Origin of the sequence: Bacillus sp. NPDC077411 (assembly GCF_044543425.1) — a bacterium.
Classification (GTDB): Bacteria; Bacillota; Bacilli; order Bacillales; family Bacillaceae_G; genus Bacillus_A; species Bacillus_A bruguierae.
The window spans coordinates 1-17,586 of the sequence record NZ_JBITWA010000007.1; the positions used below are offsets into that span (position 1 = coordinate 1).

The 17,586-nt window shown below is 36.3% G+C and carries 16 protein-coding genes; 5 read left to right on the forward strand and 11 right to left on the reverse strand.

Translation table 11 applies throughout. From position 1 onward, the window contains the following. The first annotated feature begins 362 nt into the window (after positions 1-362). Entirely contained in the window at positions 363-719 is a 357-nt protein-coding gene (locus ACIGHG_RS11160; RefSeq protein ID WP_090917001.1) for a YgzB family protein, read from the forward strand. A 138-nt stretch (positions 720-857) separates the two neighbouring features. Here ACIGHG_RS11160 and ACIGHG_RS11165 read toward each other — a convergent pair whose 3' ends face one another. The 7 genes from ACIGHG_RS11165 to ACIGHG_RS11195 all read right to left on the reverse strand — a co-directional run bounded on the left by ACIGHG_RS11165 (position 858) and on the right by ACIGHG_RS11195 (position 6,026). Next, on the reverse strand, positions 858-1,373 hold the full coding sequence (locus ACIGHG_RS11165) for a hypothetical protein (RefSeq protein WP_336472816.1): 516 nt from the start codon (positions 1,371-1,373) through the stop codon (positions 858-860). A 178-nt stretch (positions 1,374-1,551) separates the two neighbouring features. Next, positions 1,552-1,977 (reverse strand): peroxide-responsive transcriptional repressor PerR, encoded by a 426-nt coding sequence (perR, locus tag ACIGHG_RS11170; protein ID WP_170857749.1) that lies wholly within the window; start codon positions 1,975-1,977, stop codon positions 1,552-1,554. A gap of 461 nt (positions 1,978-2,438) precedes the next feature. Next, positions 2,439-2,903 (reverse strand): thioredoxin-dependent thiol peroxidase, encoded by a 465-nt coding sequence (bcp, locus tag ACIGHG_RS11175; protein ID WP_336472818.1) that lies wholly within the window; start codon positions 2,901-2,903, stop codon positions 2,439-2,441. 46 nt (positions 2,904-2,949) lie between these two features. Then, positions 2,950-3,354 (reverse strand): ion channel, encoded by a 405-nt coding sequence (locus tag ACIGHG_RS11180; RefSeq protein WP_336472819.1) that lies wholly within the window; start codon positions 3,352-3,354, stop codon positions 2,950-2,952. A gap of 81 nt (positions 3,355-3,435) precedes the next feature. Further along, positions 3,436-4,221, reverse strand: a complete 786-nt coding sequence (locus tag ACIGHG_RS11185) for an ABC transporter permease (RefSeq protein WP_396548470.1) — start codon at positions 4,219-4,221, stop codon at positions 3,436-3,438. 7 nt (positions 4,222-4,228) lie between these two features. Beyond that, positions 4,229-5,020 carry an ABC transporter permease gene (locus ACIGHG_RS11190; RefSeq protein WP_090916989.1) on the reverse strand — a complete coding sequence of 264 codons (792 nt, stop codon included), beginning with the start codon at positions 5,018-5,020 and terminating at the stop codon, positions 4,229-4,231. Continuing rightward, the gene (locus tag ACIGHG_RS11195) at positions 5,013-6,026 is read right to left on the reverse strand and encodes an ABC transporter ATP-binding protein (RefSeq protein WP_396548472.1); all 1,014 of its coding nucleotides are present in this window, start codon (positions 6,024-6,026) and stop codon (positions 5,013-5,015) included. Before ACIGHG_RS11195 ends, ACIGHG_RS11190 begins: the two co-directional genes overlap by 8 nt. Before the next feature lie 366 nt (positions 6,027-6,392). On the opposite strand from ACIGHG_RS11195, the gene ACIGHG_RS11200 reads away from it, so the two are divergent. The 3 genes from ACIGHG_RS11200 (at position 6,393) to ACIGHG_RS11210 (ending at position 13,970) form a co-directional block, all read left to right on the forward strand. Beyond that, entirely contained in the window at positions 6,393-7,682 is a 1,290-nt protein-coding gene (locus ACIGHG_RS11200) for a glutamate-1-semialdehyde 2,1-aminomutase (protein ID WP_336472822.1), read from the forward strand. 289 nt (positions 7,683-7,971) lie between these two features. Next, entirely contained in the window at positions 7,972-12,417 is a 4,446-nt protein-coding gene (locus ACIGHG_RS11205; RefSeq protein WP_396548474.1) for a glutamate synthase-related protein, read from the forward strand. Between the two features lie 464 nt (positions 12,418-12,881). After that, entirely contained in the window at positions 12,882-13,970 is a 1,089-nt protein-coding gene (locus ACIGHG_RS11210) for an FUSC family protein (protein ID WP_090916981.1), read from the forward strand. A 17-nt stretch (positions 13,971-13,987) separates the two neighbouring features. Here ACIGHG_RS11210 and ACIGHG_RS11215 read toward each other — a convergent pair whose 3' ends face one another. From ACIGHG_RS11215 to ACIGHG_RS11230, 4 genes are all read right to left on the reverse strand, one after another. Further along, a complete protein-coding gene (locus ACIGHG_RS11215) occupies positions 13,988-15,745 on the reverse strand; it encodes an ABC transporter ATP-binding protein (RefSeq protein ID WP_336472824.1) in 1,758 nt (585 codons plus the stop codon). 58 nt (positions 15,746-15,803) lie between these two features. Further along, positions 15,804-16,334 carry a nucleoside tri-diphosphate phosphatase gene (gene ntdP, locus ACIGHG_RS11220; RefSeq protein ID WP_090916978.1) on the reverse strand — a complete coding sequence of 177 codons (531 nt, stop codon included), beginning with the start codon at positions 16,332-16,334 and terminating at the stop codon, positions 15,804-15,806. A gap of 151 nt (positions 16,335-16,485) precedes the next feature. After that, the gene (locus ACIGHG_RS11225) at positions 16,486-16,746 is read right to left on the reverse strand and encodes a YgaB family protein (RefSeq protein ID WP_090916976.1); all 261 of its coding nucleotides are present in this window, start codon (positions 16,744-16,746) and stop codon (positions 16,486-16,488) included. A 180-nt stretch (positions 16,747-16,926) separates the two neighbouring features. Then, complete coding sequence (locus ACIGHG_RS11230) at positions 16,927-17,202, reverse strand: gamma-type small acid-soluble spore protein (protein WP_336472970.1); 276 nt, start codon at positions 17,200-17,202, stop codon at positions 16,927-16,929. A 120-nt stretch (positions 17,203-17,322) separates the two neighbouring features. Between ACIGHG_RS11230 and ACIGHG_RS11235 the strand changes: the two genes are divergently transcribed. Beyond that, positions 17,323-17,532, forward strand: coding sequence for a hypothetical protein (locus tag ACIGHG_RS11235; protein ID WP_336472825.1), 210 nt, complete (start codon positions 17,323-17,325; stop codon positions 17,530-17,532). Positions 17,533-17,586 lie beyond the last annotated feature (54 nt).

A 17,586-nucleotide genomic window follows, 5' to 3' on the forward strand; every position in this document is an offset into this window, starting at 1 on the left:
ATCAAACTCTCCAATAAAGTTAGTTTGTCTAGCATCATAAATAAAAATTGACGTTTCACGTTGTTTGTTTCGTTCAGTTTTCAAAGAACTTATCCGCCGCTCAATTGCGACTTCCTCATGTTAACATCTTTATTTTTTGATGTCAACACTGTTTTTCACTTCTTTTTCATTTCGCTTTCTGCTCTTGTGCAGCAGCGACGTTTATTAATATAGCATGCTCCTTATAGATGGTCAATACCTTTTATAAAAAATTCTACATCCTAATTAAACACCTCAAAATACATAAAAAAGGCCTAGATACCTTTAATCATCCAAAAATTCAGAATTCTATGTTATATTATCATTATAGGAAGGTGAAAGAGATGAGCATTAAATACTCAAATAAAATCAATAAGATTAGAACTTTTGCATTAAGTTTAGTATTTATTGGACTTTTCATTGCATACTTAGGCGTTTTTTTTCGAGAAAACATTCTTGTTATGACAATTTTTATGATGGTCGGGTTTTTCTCCGTCATCGCTAGTACTGTTGTTTATTTTTGGATTGGTATGCTATCAACAAAAACCGTTCAAGTTGTTTGTCCGTCTTGTAACAAACCAACAAAAATACTTGGACGAGTTGATGCTTGTATGCATTGTAACCAGCCGCTCACACTTGATCGAAGGTTAGAAGGAAAAGAATTCGATGAAAAATACAATCGAAAGGGTTACAAAATGTAACGGAAAGCCTACATTTATTTTCTATAAGGCTTTATTAAATGATAATGTTGATATCTGATGAAAAGGAAAAGGATCGATTCAGCCCTTTTCTGATTTCTACTTCAACTAACCGACGCTTTAGTTGAAGTAGCCTTTTAATTAATCATCCCATTTAGTAATTGCATAAAAAATTTCTTTTGGATTGGGGTCGTGTTCCAAATATCCTCCATAGCGAAAAACTAGAACACCATAGCTAAAATCTTGACTAATAATCCATATATCATCATTGTTAATACATTGCCATAGAATACTAAAGTTCTTTATCGCCCATTTTCCGTTAACAAGAAATATTGGACTGTCATCTATCCCCAAAAATAAATAAACTAGGTTTTCTTCAATATCTATCCCTTCCACATAATGAATAACCTCTTGTTCCCAACTAAATTCCTTTCTGAAATTACTATAATTAATTACAAAATCCCATTTATGTAATTCAAAGTTCCATTTCTCGTGGACCTTATTAAGGATTGTTTCTAATTCCGGAGATGTAATTACATCACTTTTTTCTATAACAGTTGACATATCTTTGGTTAGTAAACTCATTAATTTATATCTCTGGCTCTTTTGTTGAGCTATTTTTAACTTTTGTTTTAAACGCGCCTTTCGTTCATCCATAATGGCACCCCGTTACTGTTAATCGCATTATATCTTCATTTAAATAAAAGTTTATTAATTCTTTTTTATTGTATTAAACTACATCGTTAGCTTAACAAAAAAATCAACAGCAGTCTTTAACAGAGCCTTTTATAAAAAAAAGAGCTGACTTGAAACGTCAGCTCCTTAATCAATCTTATTACTTATTACAATCTTGACAAACACCGTAAATTTCTAAACGGTGACTATTGATTACAAAACCCGTTGCTTTCGCGGCTTCGTTCTCAATCTCCTCTAGATCTGCATACGGAAAATCAACAATTTTGCCACATTTTTCGCAAATCACGTGATAATGTTGACTTGTAACGTAATCAAATCTGCTAGAGGCATCACCATAGGTAAGCTCTTTTACAAGCCCTACTTCTTTAAATACGCGTAAGTTATTATAAACTGTTGCAACACTCATATTTGGAAACTTACCTTCTAATGCTTTATAAATCTCATCCGCTGTTGGATGCATCATAGATTCCACAAGGTACTCTAAAATAGCATGACGCTGTGGAGTAATGCGTACACCCGTATTTTTCAACATTTCCAGCGCTTCTTTTAATTCTTCTTTGACCACCGTCATGCACCCCGATTCTATACGGATTATTATTTTATAATTCTTATAAAGAGTGTACTCCTTTTCCTTCCACTCGTCAACATTTCTACTATAACTATGTATTTTATTCTTTAACTTATTTCAAATTTAATAAACAGTGTAAACATAGTTAATGTGGGCGCCAGCAGCAGCCACCTCCCACTTCAAAGATATCCAAAAAGAAAAAAGATTAATTAAAGAATAAAGTTTCACTTTATTTTTAGATGATCCTACTTCTTTTTATACACTTACACGAAAAAAGTGCGAGAAAAACTCGCACATGAAAAACTATCATCTGAGGAGGTATGCCCTACACTGTTAACATATGAAAAATTCCCAAAAGTGTATAGTCATATGCCTTGTAATATTTCATTAATTATTTTATTCTGCGTAAATTTCTATTTGTACCTACTGTCTCGTTTACTTTAGCATTTACAGGCCCATTATAAATTTTCTTTAACAAATTCCAACGCTTCTTCTACATGGCCCTTAACTTTAACTTTTCTCCATTCTTTCACTAACTGTCCTTCTTTATCAACTATAAATGTCGATCTTTCAATTCCCATGTACTCTTTTCCAAAGTTTCTCTTAAGCTTCCACACATCATACATTTCTGCAACTGTATGATCTTCATCAGCTAACAGCAAAAATGGCAAATTATATTTTTCGATAAATTTCTCGTGTCGCTGCAAAGAGTCTGTACTTATCCCTAAAATTACACACTCTAACTCTCCAAAGGCTACATGATGATTACGAAAATCACACGCTTCAGTTGTACACCCTGGTGTCATATCTTTCGGATAAAAGTAAATTACAACGTGTTTCCCTCGAAAATCAGCTAATTTTACTTGCTCTCCGTTACTTGCTGTTAGCGTGAAATCCGGTGCCATTTGTCCTACTGCAACCATGTAAAATCACTCCTTCTCTTTTGCTTCCACTATATCAAATATCCTATCATTTTTCATTTTCCATAACTGTCCGCACAACAAATGCAAATGGCATCGTATATCCAATTAACGCTTCTACAATTGCAATCCAACGGCCAATTCCAATAGGAGTTACATCACCATATCCAACTGATAACAACGTAATTGCACTAAAATATAAACATATTTCTACAAGTGCAAATGAGTGATTCATTACTATCTTCCCATCTTCTTCTAATACCGAAAATCCACTTTCTTCTAAAACAACATAACTAAGCGCAAATGCAATTAGTACCGTTGTATAAATAAGAAATAACGAAATCAGATTATACAAAGAGAAAAAACGGTTTGATTCTCCTGCCGAACTCCATAGCAATTGTATACTTCGTAATACAGCAATCGCAGCAATCAATAAAATAATCACCCACAACATGTCCTCCACCTCATTTTATTTGTATGAGGACAAAAGATGATTTATCCCATATGAACCCTCTTAGTCTAAAGATGAAATAGATTAATTTCCAGCACCGCGATATCGCTTTACCCCTAAATTCCAAACGGAAAACCCGATTAAAAAACAAATAACCCCAACAATCGGTGTTACAAATGCATAGGAGTTCCATTCAGTTTTTCCTAAAAAGTAAGATGCCGGATACACACCAACAAAAGCAAACGGTAATACAAACGTTAAAACAAAACGAATAACGCGATTATAAATATTAACAGGATAACGTCCGTAGTTTCCGATGTTATACATGAGCGGCATAATAGAACTTCTTGCATCTGACCAAAAGCCAATGCTTGCAAGCGTTACGAAAATCCCACCATACACGAGTGCACCGCCTATTACCATCAATATAAATAGAAAGAAATCATACCAATGAAATGTTAATTGAAGCTGCAGTGCAGCATATCCCATTACGCCAAAACCGGTTATTGCACCAAGAAGCGATTCCAATTCCATTCGTTCTAAGATCACTTGAAACAAACTATGAATAGGACGTGTTAAAATTCGGTCCATTTCCCCTTTTACAATATAACGATCATTAAAATCCCATATATTAAAGAACGAAGAGAAAATCGCAAACGGAACCAAGAAAAAACCATAAATAAAGATAACTTCTTCCCTGTTCCATCCTTTTAGCGCTTGCGTATGTCCAAATACAACAAGGATAAAAATTAAGTTTACTGCTTGTAACAATAAATCAGATAGCAAACCAACAATAAAATCCCCGCGATATTCCAACTTCGTTTTTATATATTGACTTGCATATTGTAAAAACAAATTAAAATATAACATGACTTCATCATCCCCCTTGCACAATCAGCCGTTTTCTCGCTGTTTTCCACATCATAACAATTGGAATAATGAGAAGCACTGCCCATATGATTTGAAATAGTAAAGCTTTATAAATCGCCTCACCTTGCATTCCTTCTGAGAAAATCATACTAGGAATATAACTAATCGCTTGAAACGGCAAAAACGTCATTACTTTTTGCGCCCATAGCGGATAGAAGCTAATCGGAAGTAATAACCCTGAAAACAAGTCAATAACAACGCGTTTTGCATACATAATTCCATTATTATTAAATAAGAAAAATGTTAACATTCCTGTCATTAAATTAATTTGTGTATTGATGATAAAACTAAATAATAATGATAGGAAAAAGTACAACCACGTTTGGAAATTTGTTGTAATTTGCAGTGAAAATAACAATGTAACGATGACCATACCTGGGATAGAGAAGAAAGCAAATCGAAAAATCCCTTCTCCTAATCCTTGCATTACTTTCATACCTAAATAGTTATATGGACGAATTAATTCAACTGCAACCCGTCCTTCCTTAATTTCCATCGCAATCTCCCGATCAATATTATTAAAATAAAATGCACGGGCCATCCAGGCAATTGCAATGTATGTCGTCATTTGTGTAACCGATAAACTTTCAATATTTTCTTTTCCGCTATAAATGGCTTGCCATAAGAAATAATATGCTCCGATATTAATTGTATAAATAATAATACCGCTATAATAATTTGTTCGATACGCAAGCATCATTAAAAACCGAACGCGAATCATTTCAATATACTTACCCATGAATCATGCCCTCTTCATAAATATTACGAATGATTTCTTCTGTAGAAACTTCATTAATTTTTAAGTCTTTAATTGCAAAAGATTGCACAACTTTTGATATAAGAGTTGAAATCATAACTTCTTCATTTGGGATCTTAGCAATCCATGTAGTTTGTTCTTTTCCTTGTGACCAAACTACATTATTATCAGGCATTAACATCGCAAGTTGCTGATAAGAAACAGAGGTTACAAATTGAAAATGAATTTCTTTTTCTGCTCCCCATTGCGAACGAAGCTTGTCTAAAGATCCGTCATACATTATTTTTCCTTCATCTAACATGACAACACGATCACAAAGTGCTTCAATATCCGTAATGTCATGCGTCGTTAATAAAATTGTTGTTTTATATCGTTCATTCATTTCTTTTAGAAAATCACGGATTTTTAATTTAACGAGGACATCAAGACCGATTGTCGGTTCATCTAAAAACAATAGCGGCGGATTATGAATTAAAGCTGCCGCTAGTTCACAGCGCATCCGTTGTCCGAGCGATAACTTCCGAACTGGTTTATCCAATAAAGGACCAATATCTAATGTTTCAATTACATGCTCCATATGTTCTTTATACTCTGCATCAGATACACCATATACTTTTTTTAACAAACGAAATGATTCTTGCACAGCAATATCCCACCAAAGCTGCGAGCGTTGACCAAACACAACACCAATTGTTTTCACAAACTCTTCCCTTTGTTTGTGAGGATTCATGCCATTCACAGTAATTTGTCCAGCAGTCGGTGTCAAAATACCTGTTAGCATTTTAATCGTAGTGGACTTACCAGCGCCATTTTCTCCAATATACCCAACCATCTCTCCTTGCTTTACAGTAAACGAAATATCATTTACTGCTGGGACAATTTTATAATTACGATTTAATAAATCTCGAAACGCTCCTTTTAATCCTGAGCGGCTTGAATACGATATAAATTCTTTTCGTAAATCTTTTACTTCAATAACCGTCTCCATTACGATTCTCCTTTCTATCTTCCACTCTAGTAAACAATATCTTTCCTTGTTATACGCCTAACTATATATTTTTCGACATATAAATCATTGCTATATAGCAATGCAAAATGACTCCCACTCGCTTGATCCCTTTGTTTTAAACCAGGCATGTGGCAGAAAAAGGCCCTGACCGCTTCTATGCACAGCCAGATGCTCTCGTCCTCCTCTAAAAAGAAAGGTTTTTTATATAATCATCAATTCGATAGTGAAAGTTTCTGTTTAGCACAACGAATAGTTTACCCAACAGTAGCAACTTGTACAAACAATACGTCTTTTCCAAAAACGTGTTAAAATAATACATAGATTTTTGTAAGGAGATGAATTTTCATGAAGTTCACAAAGTCAGAAGAACTACATAAAGATGCTTTAGAACATATCGTTGGTGGTGTAAACAGTCCTTCTCGCTCTTATAAAGCAGTTGGCGGCGGTTCACCAGTTGCAATGGAGCGCGGTCAAGGTGCTTACTTTTGGGACGTGGACGGCAACAAATATATCGATTATTTAGCAGCATACGGACCGATTATTACAGGTCATGCTCATCCACATGTAACAGAAGCGATTAAAGTCGCTGCCGAAAATGGGGTGTTATACGGAACACCAACAGCTTTAGAAGTAAAATTTGCAAAAATGCTAAAAGAAGCTATACCCGCGATGGATAAAGTACGTTTTGTAAACTCAGGAACAGAAGCTGTTATGACAACAATCCGCGTTGCTCGCGCTTATACAGGACGCACAAAAATTATGAAATTTGCGGGTTGCTACCATGGACATTCGGACTTAGTTCTTGTAGCAGCAGGCTCTGGTCCTTCTACACTTGGTACTCCTGATTCTGCTGGTGTACCACAAAGTATTGCCCAAGAAGTGATTACAGTTCCTTTTAATAATGTAGATACATTAAAAGAAGCTTTAGATAAATGGGGACATGAAGTTGCCGCAATTCTTGTAGAGCCAATCGTTGGAAACTTCGGTATCGTTGAACCAAAACCAGGCTTCCTTGAAAAAGTGAATGAACTTGTTCATGCAGCAGGTGCGTTAGTTATTTATGATGAGGTTATTACAGCTTTCCGCTTTATGTATGGCGGCGCTCAAGATTTACTTGAAGTAACACCAGACTTAACTGCACTTGGCAAAATAATCGGCGGTGGCCTTCCAATTGGTGCTTACGGCGGGAAAAAAGAAATTATGGAGCAAGTTGCGCCGCTCGGTCCTGCGTATCAAGCAGGTACAATGGCCGGAAACCCAGCTTCTATGGCTGCTGGTATCGCATGCTTAGAGGTACTTAAGCAAGAAGGAGTATATGAAAAACTAGATGAACTTGGAGCAATGCTTGAAAAAGGTATTCTAGAACAAGCAACTGCACATAACATCGATATTACAGTAAATCGCCTAAAAGGTGCTTTAACAGTATACTTTACAAAAGATAAGATCGAAGACTACGATGCTGCACAAAATACAGATGGTGAAACGTTTGGTAAGTTTTTCAAACTCATGCTTCACGAAGGAATTAACTTAGCACCATCTAAATATGAAGCATGGTTCTTAACTACAGAACATACAAAAGAAGACATTGAATACACAATTGAAGCTGTTGGCAGAGCATTTGCTGCTTTAAAATAAAATTTTTCATAAACAACAAAATACACTACCCTCTTTAATAGGAATAAAATAAAAAAACAGAGGTAACACTCTGTTTTTTTATTTTTACTATTTCATAAATCACACATCAATAGTATAATTATTCATAATTATCTGTTTTAATTTCAGATACAAATTGGTTCAACTAATCAATAGTGGGGATGAAGAACCCCTCACTGATGGAAGTTTCACTTTATTATGTTTAATACAAGGTGTTGTACACCTTGAATATTTTGATTATTCCAAATTCAAAAAGAGGAGGGATTGACGGATGCCGGGTACAACAAATAAATGGACACCGTCTTCATTTCAAAATTATGCAAATGCAGAACATGATGCATGTGGAATCGTTTCCGTAATGGAAAAACAAAATATTCCAACGAAAGAAAACATCGATCTTTGTATACAATCTCTTGTAAAAATGAATCACCGTGCTGGATTTATTAATAACGAAGGCGATGGAATCGGAATTCATATCGATCTTCCTAAAGCACTTTGGGAAGAAAAATTAACTAAATATGGTTATAACCCAACATTAGTGAACCATCCTCACTTTATCGTTGGACATTTTTTTCTACATCAAAAACAAGACACACATGCCTTACAAAATGATATCCGTTCCTTACTACAGAGAGAAAATTTAACGATTATATTTGAAACTAGCGCCGTAACTAACTCTAATGCCCTTGGACCTCTTGGTAAACAAGAAGAACCGCTATTTTGGCAAATTGCTGTTATTCCAAAAAATCAACATGAACAGATTGATCAATTACTATTCTCGCTAACGATAGAAATCGAAAAAAATGAAGCAATTCATGTTGCGTCATTTAGTCCTAATTATGTTGTTTATAAGGTACTCGGAGCTGGGGATACACTTGTATCATATTACGCTGACCTGCGTCATCCACTTATTGCATCTACAATGACTCTTGGACATAACCGCTATTCTACTAATACATTATCTAATTTTTTTCGTGTTCAACCATTTAGCATCCTTGGACATAATGGAGAAATTAATACTATTGCTAAGCTGCGAGATCAAGCTGAAATGATTGATGTGTCCCTTGCAATTGGAGGCAGCGACTCTCAAGACTTAAATCGTACGCTAGAAACACTTCTCACCCATTACAACTATAGTTTATTCGAAGCAATGGATATATTATTTCCACCAATTATTAATGAAATTAAATTATACAAGCCGCATATGCAAGACTTATATACGTATATACGTGAAGCATGGGGACATTTTGCTCAAGGACCGGCTGGAATTATTTCACGACATAAAGATGAAGCTGTTTTTAGCGTCGACTCCCTTGGTTTACGCCCCGTTTGGAAAGTAGAAACGGAAAGCTCTTATATTTTTTCCTCTGAACCAGGTGTTATTTCTCCGGCTGAATACATGGCAGAACCAAAATCACTTGCTCCAGGGGAAAAAGTAGGCCTAAAGCGAAACGCGAAGGGTGATCTTATTTTATACGAATACGATGCATACCAAAAAGAAGTATATGCACGTATGAAACAACGAATTGAATTTACCGATTATCGCTACCACCTACATGTTCCGCCAACAGATGAATTAGATAACCTTGTTTCAATTACAGAAGTAAAAACAGAGCAATACGCGGCTTTTGGCTGGGACCGAGAACATATTCAGCTTCTCGAACAAATGGCTAAAAAAGGCGCTGAACCAATTCGTTCCCTCGGGCATGATGCCCCCCTTGCAGCACTCGATACAGGAAGACAAAATATTGCTGATTTTATAAAGGAAAGCGTTGCTGTTGTAACAAATCCTGCAATTGATCGCGACCGGGAAGTAGAGCATTTTTCGACGCGTACAATTGTAGGGAAACGACCAACTCTGTATACAGCAAACGAACAACCATTCATTGTAGAACTTCCAAGCCCTATTATCTTAGAAGGCACATTGGGGCAACAAGCTGCAGGGCATCTAGACACAGTATCTTATGAACAACTCATACGGCTATTTGCTCTACACAGCACGGTTTATAAAGTATCTGGAACGTTTACAGAAGATGAAACTTTAGGTGCGGCACTCAATCGCCTTGGGACAGAAGCTGTAGCAGCAATAAAAAAAGGTACATCACTTCTTATCATTGATGATGCAAAAGCTCATCAAAACAATCAGTTATGGATTGATCCGCACTTAATTACAGCCAAAGTTCATCAAGAGCTCGTGAAGCATAAACTCCGCCGTAATTGTGCAATTGCCGTACGTTCGGGAGCACTTCGCTCTTTACACGACATTGTAACTTTATATGGTTTAGGAGCAGATGTTATCAATCCATACCTTACATTTGCAACAGTAAACGATGAAACAGAAACGCCTCTTCTCAATTTATATAACGCATTGAATAAAGGAATTGAAAAAGTGATTTCAACACTTGGAATTCATGAATTACGCGGCTATGGTCGCCTCTTCTCTTCCATTGGTCTACACGAAGAAATTGCACAGATATTGGATATTACGAATTTCCTTGGATCTAGTAGGTTGGCTTTTTCGCTACAAGCACTAGCAGAAGATGCAAAAGTCCGGGCAATCGATTATACAAATGAAAAAGCAAACATACGAAAAACATTTCATCTATTCCCGCGCATTTGGAAAGCGATTGGAGATATTTCCAAGGGAAATGCATACGATGACTACCGTGAAAAACTGGATGAATTAGAAGAAAAAAATCCAACAGCAATTCGTCACCTTATAAAAATAAAAGAAACAAATCATAAAACACCAATTGAAAAAGTCTCAATTGCAGTAAAAAATCATAGTCTACCATTTATTATTAGTTCGATGTCATTTGGCTCACAAAATGAAATTGCCTTCCGCGCATATGCCGAAGCCGCTGATCGATTAAATATGATTAGTTTAAACGGTGAAGGCGGCGAAATTAAAGATATGATCGGTAAATATCCACATACACGCGGGCAACAGATTGCATCAGGACGTTTTGGTGTCAACGCTGAACTCCTCAATTCATCTAACTTAATTGAAATTAAAATTGGGCAAGGAGCAAAACCAGGAGAAGGCGGACATTTACCGGGGTCAAAAGTAACAGCAAAAATTGCAGAAGCGCGAAATGCAACAATTGGTTCGGATTTAATCTCTCCTTCCAATAACCATGACATTTATTCAATTGAAGATTTAGCCCAAATCATTACTGAAATTAAAACTGCCAACCAACATGCGAAAGTAGCTGTTAAAGTTCCTGTTGTCCCTAATATCGGAACCATTGCAGTAGGTATCGCTAAAGCTGGTGCTGACTTTATTAACATTAGCGGTTTCGATGGCGGGACAGGTGCCGCACGTATTCATGCCCTGCAGCACGTTGGTCTTCCTGTTGAAATTGGTGTAAAAGCTGCTCATAACGCGCTGTTAGAAGCTGGGATGAGAGAGCGTGTAGAAATTTGGGCTGACGGCGGCATCCGCAGCGCTGCAGATGCATTAAAAATTATGCTTCTTGGTGCAAACCGCATTGGCTTCGGTACACTTTCTATGATTGCAATCGGTTGTACGACATGCCGCGGCTGTCATTTAGATACTTGTCATGTCGGGATTGCAACGCAAATCGAATCAGAAGCACAAGCGAAAGAACATGGCCTGCGCCGCTTCGTACCACGAAATTTCGAAAGTGCTGTAGAAGGATTGTTACATTTATTCACAGCTTTCGGAACAGAACTAAAACGATTAACGGGACAGCTTGGCCATATCAACTTACAAGAAATTGTCGGTCGTTCTGATTTATTGGAACAAACACACGGCCAGCATTTACTAAATTTACATTACTTATTACAAACATTAGAAGATGTAACATACAATGCCGTGCAAACAACAGCGCATCAAGAATGTAGCAAGGCTCATTATTCCATTGCATCTAAAGAACTTATTCATGTCGGCGTCGATCAACGTGTTATGGGGGGCATGGAATCTTGCTACCGTATTCGCAGTAAACTATATGAAAATCGTGTATTAGATCCCGTCACATTAAAATACACAAATGGATCTGTTCCCGGAAATGGTCTAGGCGCCTATAATAGTGAAAATCTCTTCATTCACGTCAATGGCGGCGCACAAGATGGCATTGGAAAAACAGCTTTTGGCGGTGGTATTTACATTACAAAAACAAAAGGAAAAGGAAAAGATGGTAAATACTATAACGGTTCTGTTGGAAAGGGATTCGGATACGGAGCACAAAAAGGCGCATTATATATACAAGGAAACGCTGACGCTAGAGCAGGGATTCGTCTATCAGGAGCTGATATGATTATTGGTGGAAAAATGACAAAACCACTTCCGAAAGAAGAACATGGAAATATCGGTGTTCACGCTAATATAAAAGGATTTGCTTTTGAGTATATGACAAACGGCCGCGCGCTCGTCCTCGGTGACCCTGGACCGTGGATTTGTGCCGGAATGACAGGTGGAGTTGTATACTTGCGTCATCTTCCTGATTTTGGATTAACAGAACAATCATTAAGACGACGAATTGCAAAAGGAGCGAATGTTACTATTCGTCCACTCAGCAAAATAGGAGAATCTGATGTGAAAGAGCTATTATTAGACTATCTTCGTATATTAAATGAACATGAACAATACGAAGAAGTCGCTCTTCTCTCACCTTTGTTAACCAATCTAAATTCTCATTTCTTCGAAGTAATTCCAACAAAAGAGCAAGCCGATCCATCTGTTTCAACAGAGTAAACCAAAAGAATAAATTGAAACTTTATTCAGTGGGGGTTTTCTTCATCCCCCACTAATTATCAGCCCTCACCAATCGGGCGCATGCCAGCAGTTTATCTCCCACCTAACTTCTTAAGAAAAGCGGAAGTGGCTCGTTCAGAATGTGAGGAGGATGGAGCTTCTGACGTAGAGGGGGGTTTTTCCTCGTAGGAAGAAGCGAAGCCACCGAACATTCTAGCCACTGAAGCTGGACAATGCTTTCGCTGAATTTTGAGGTGGGAATATTACTGCCCACGAATAGTGGGATAACAGTTTTTTCATTGACGCCTTTTGATTCTCATAGTACTCTATAACAAATCAAAAAAACCTGCTGAAGTTCAGCAGGTTTTTTCATTAAAATACTACTTGCTAACATAAGTTAATGAATGTATAGTATCATATTGTACATTCATTCTGACAAGGAAGAAAGGATATAAAAAAAAAGTATGAAACTTGGTGCTCGCGTTTTAAAAACGGGTATTGCCATTACATTAGCTTTATTTATATGTTTGCTGCTTGAATTACCGAGCCCTGTATTTGCGGGAATCTCAGCAATTTTTGCTGTACAGCCTTCTGTGTACCGCTCATATTTAACAGCTCTAGAACAAATTCAAGCAAATGTGATGGGGGCAATTTTTGCCATTGTCTTTGTGTTTGCCTTCGGAAGTAATCCTTTTATTATTGGATTAACGTGTATATTAGTTATTGCACTCGCTTTAAAATTACATCTAGAAAATACAATTTCCATTGCGCTCGTAACTGTTATTGCCATTATGGAATATCAAGGAGCAAATTTCTTTGATTTTGCCCTATTACGATTCGCAACAATTATGGTTGGGATTATTGCGGCATCTCTCGTAAACTTAATATTTATGCCGCCAAAATACGAAACAAAGCTTTATCATAAAATCGTGGATAATACAGAAGAAATTGTAAAGTGGATTCGAATGAGTAGTAGGCAAGCATCTGATTTCACAACATTGAAAACAGATATTGACCGTATGAAAGAAAAAATGATTCGTCTAAATCATTACTATTTGCTGTATAAAGAAGAAAGAAGTTATACCAAAAAAGTACAAGTTGCTAAAATTCGTAAACTAGTCCTATTTAGACAAATGTTAGCAACAACAAGTCGCGCTTTAAGTACATTAAAGGCGCTCCATCGAACAGAGAACGAGTTACGATATATGCCAGAATCATTTCAAGAATCGATTCAAAATGAGCTGGATTCATTAACTCATTATCATGAGCAAGTATTACTCAAATTTATTGGGAAAGCAAAGAAACAACAATCTGTTGAAATTCTTGACGAAGTTTCTGTTGGTAAACAACAATTAATTGATATATTTATGAACTATCAAAATAAAGATGATGAAGAAAGCTATCGAATATGGCTTCACCTGTTTCCTCTCGTTTCAGCTATTATTAATTATAGCGAGGAAGTAGAACATTTAGATTTACTTGTAGACAGTTTCTATACGTACCATAACCCAGAAAATGAACTACAAATTCATGAAAAACAAGAGGACGAATGAAAAACGACCCTTTCCTATTACGAAGGGGTCGTTTCTTTTATATGTTGAATTTGATATAAATTATAATAATAACCGCGTTTTTGCATTAATTGCTGATGCGAACCCTTTTCTTTTATTTCACCATCCTCTAAATAAATGATTGTATCTACGTGTGTAATTGTCGATAATCGATGCGCAATAATAATTGTAGTTCGATCAGCAGCTAACGTTTGCAGCGCTTCTTGAATATAACGTTCATTTTCTAAATCCAGCGCAGATGTAGCTTCGTCTAAAATCAGCAATGACGGATTTTTTAAAAATACACGCGCAATGGCGATGCGCTGCCTTTGCCCACCAGACAATTTTACACCTCTTTCTCCAACAACCGTTTCATATCCATCTGGTAAATTCACAATAAAATCATGAATATGTGCAGCTTTAGCTGCTTCTACTACCTCTTCATCCGTTGCTTCAGGCCTTCCATATAAAATATTTGCTCTAATTGTATCGCTAAATAAAATGTTATCTTGCAAGACAAGACCAATATGGCTGCGTAAATTCCGAACATTGTAATTTCTAACATCTACCTTATCTACATAAATTGTCCCTTTAGAAACGTCGTAAAAACGCGGAATCAAACTTGCAAGTGACGACTTTCCACCCCCGCTTAAACCGACAAGTGCTACTTTTTCACCTGGTGAAATAGACAAAGAAATATTTCGGAGTACATCTTGTTCATATTCATTGTAGCGAAATGAAACACCCTCAAATACAACCTCGCCGCGCATGGACCTCTTCGTAATAGCATCTGGACAATCTATAATATCATATTCTTCATCTAATAATTCAAAAACACGATCCATGGAGGCAAAAGCTTGTGTAAGCGTTGTCGAAGAGTTTACAAGACGACGCAACGGACTATATAAACTATCCATGTATCCAACAAAAGCTACCATTGTACCGAGCGTTAACGATCCATGAATGACTTCATAGGCAGAAAAAGCGATTACGATTAAAGGTCCTAGATCCGTTAACGTGTTTACGGTAGAAAATGTCCTTGCTGTCCAGCTCGTATGTGCTAATGCCTTCGTTAAGAACTTGCTGTTCTTCTCTTGAAATTTTTCTTTTTCATACTCCTCTAAAGCAAAACTTCGTGTCACTTGCATACCTTGAATACGCTCATGTAAATATCCTTGCATCGTCGCTAACGCTTGTGAACGCTCACGTGTTAATGTTCGAAGGCGACTAAAAAAATATTTGACTGCAACTACATAAACGGGTAATACAAGTAAAGAAACAAGCGTTAATTTCATATTCATCGAAAACATAACCGCAATTGCAATAAAAATCGTTGCTGTATCAAGCCATACATTCATTAATCCCGTAATAACGAAGTCTTTCGTCTGCTCAACATCATTTATCACACGTGAAATAATTTCGCCAGTCTTCGTATTGGAATAATAACGTAAACTTAATCTTTGTAAGTGCGCAAAAATATGCTTTCTCAAATCATACAACACTGCATTTCCAATACGCTGCGCAAAGTATTGACGATAATATTCAATGGGAGGACGTAATACCGCAAAAATAAACAATGCAATCCCGGTAGCTACAAATAATTGAGATGTTTTCTGTTCTATTGAACTTCCTCCTTGAATAATATCATCAATAATATACTTTAATAACCACGGCATAATAAGCGGAATACCAAATTTAATAAGACCTATTACGATAGTAATCGTAATGAGCCACTGATATGGCTTTACAAATTGTAGATACCGTTTTATTCCTTTCATGCCACTCCCCCTCATGTTAAAAGGACAAAACCTGCTGGATGCCCGAGCAGGTTTTTCTTTAATCTCTATACATTAAATATCGTTCATACCACATATCAATAAAATCAGGAGCAAATGGCCCCTTTCGCTGATGAATCCATTGCGTTAAATACTCAACGTTTCTCTTTAATATAGTGTCAATTACAGGTGGGTAATTCATAAGCTCACGATGTTTTTCATACTCATCTTCATCTAACAACGTATAGGTCATATCTGGATACACTTTAATGTCTAAATCATAGTCAATATATTTTAATGCTTCATAATCATAGGCAAATGGCGAACTTAAATTACAATAGTAGTACACACCTTCCTGCCTTAGCATGCCAATAATATTAAACCAATAATTTGAATGAAAATAACAAACAGCCGGTTCACGAGTAATCCACGTGCGCCCATCAGCTTCTGTTACGACAGTGCGATCATTTGCTCCAATAACACAACTTTGTGTCCCTTTTAAAACTATTGTCTCTTCCCACATTCTATGAATAGAACCATTATGTTTATAACTATGTATTTGTATTTTTTCTCCTTCTTTGGGAAACCCCATACTTTCTCCCTTCTTTCGTCGTGAAAGCTCTTCTAAAGTTGTTATTTGAGATACAGTGCCTTTTTTATTTCTTTTTCAAACATATTGAGCCGAATTCACTTTTCTTTTTATTATAACGTTTCTGTCGAAATTTTAAAACAAAAGAGCCGATTCATGAAATCGTCTCTTCGTTCGAAAGCATCTTCTCATTTTCAAAAGAATGAATCACCGCTGCTGTTTGTTGCTCAAATTTCAACTGTAAACCTTTTAATGCTCTTTCTGTTTTTTGAATTTCTTGGCGAATAAAATAGAGTTCCTTCACATCTTGCTGATTCCTTTCAAGGTGTTGATATTTTTCTAAATGAACTTGTAACTTTAATAATTCATCCATCGTCCGTAATTGTTCTTCAACCAGTTCATCAAACAGTTTCATTCCATCCCCCCCTAAAAATACTATTACATATTTTCGAATAAAGCCGTATCTTCTCCTTTGACTACATTTGTTGACTTATTAGAAGTTATGTCGGCTCACATAAAAGTAAAATTATGAAAACATAACAAAGAAAAAACACTTCCCTTACATTAGAGAAGTGTTTTTTGTTATTGATTCGTACTAAGATTTTTTTGCTGCTGATTTTGCATTTTGTTGTTTTACTGCTTGTACATTTGTTTCAGTTGCAAACTCTGTACCATAGCCAGCACTTGCACTTTGAGCGCTAACGCTAGAAGCTTGTGATTTTTTAGCTTCTGCTTGTGCATTTTGTTGTCTTACTTCTTGTGCATTTGTTTCAGAAGCAAATTCTGTTCCAAAACCTGCGCTTTGAATGCTAGCACCAGAAGTTGTTTTACCTAAACTTTGTTGTTTTTTGTTCATCTTTCTCACCTCCACAACAAATAATGTAACCATCCTTGACTGAACCTATCCGTTAAAAATACGAAAAGAAAAATATTTTTTACGTATACAGACAAAAACATTCATTCAAACTAATGATGATGGAGGTGCTGCACAATGCATGTTGGACGTGATATGACAGAGTTATCAATGACTCCGAAAGATCAATGGAATCAAGAAGAACTCGCTTATTTTCATCATTCCTTACAACAAATGATGCCCTACTTAAATGTAGAAGGCCAAACTATTTATAAAGAAATTGTAAAAGAAATTGAAGCACGCGGTGGTTTACAAAAAAACGAAGCTAGTTGGACCAATGGCACATAAAGTGAAACTTTAATCAGTGGGGGTTTTCTTCATCCCCCACTGATTATTAGTTGA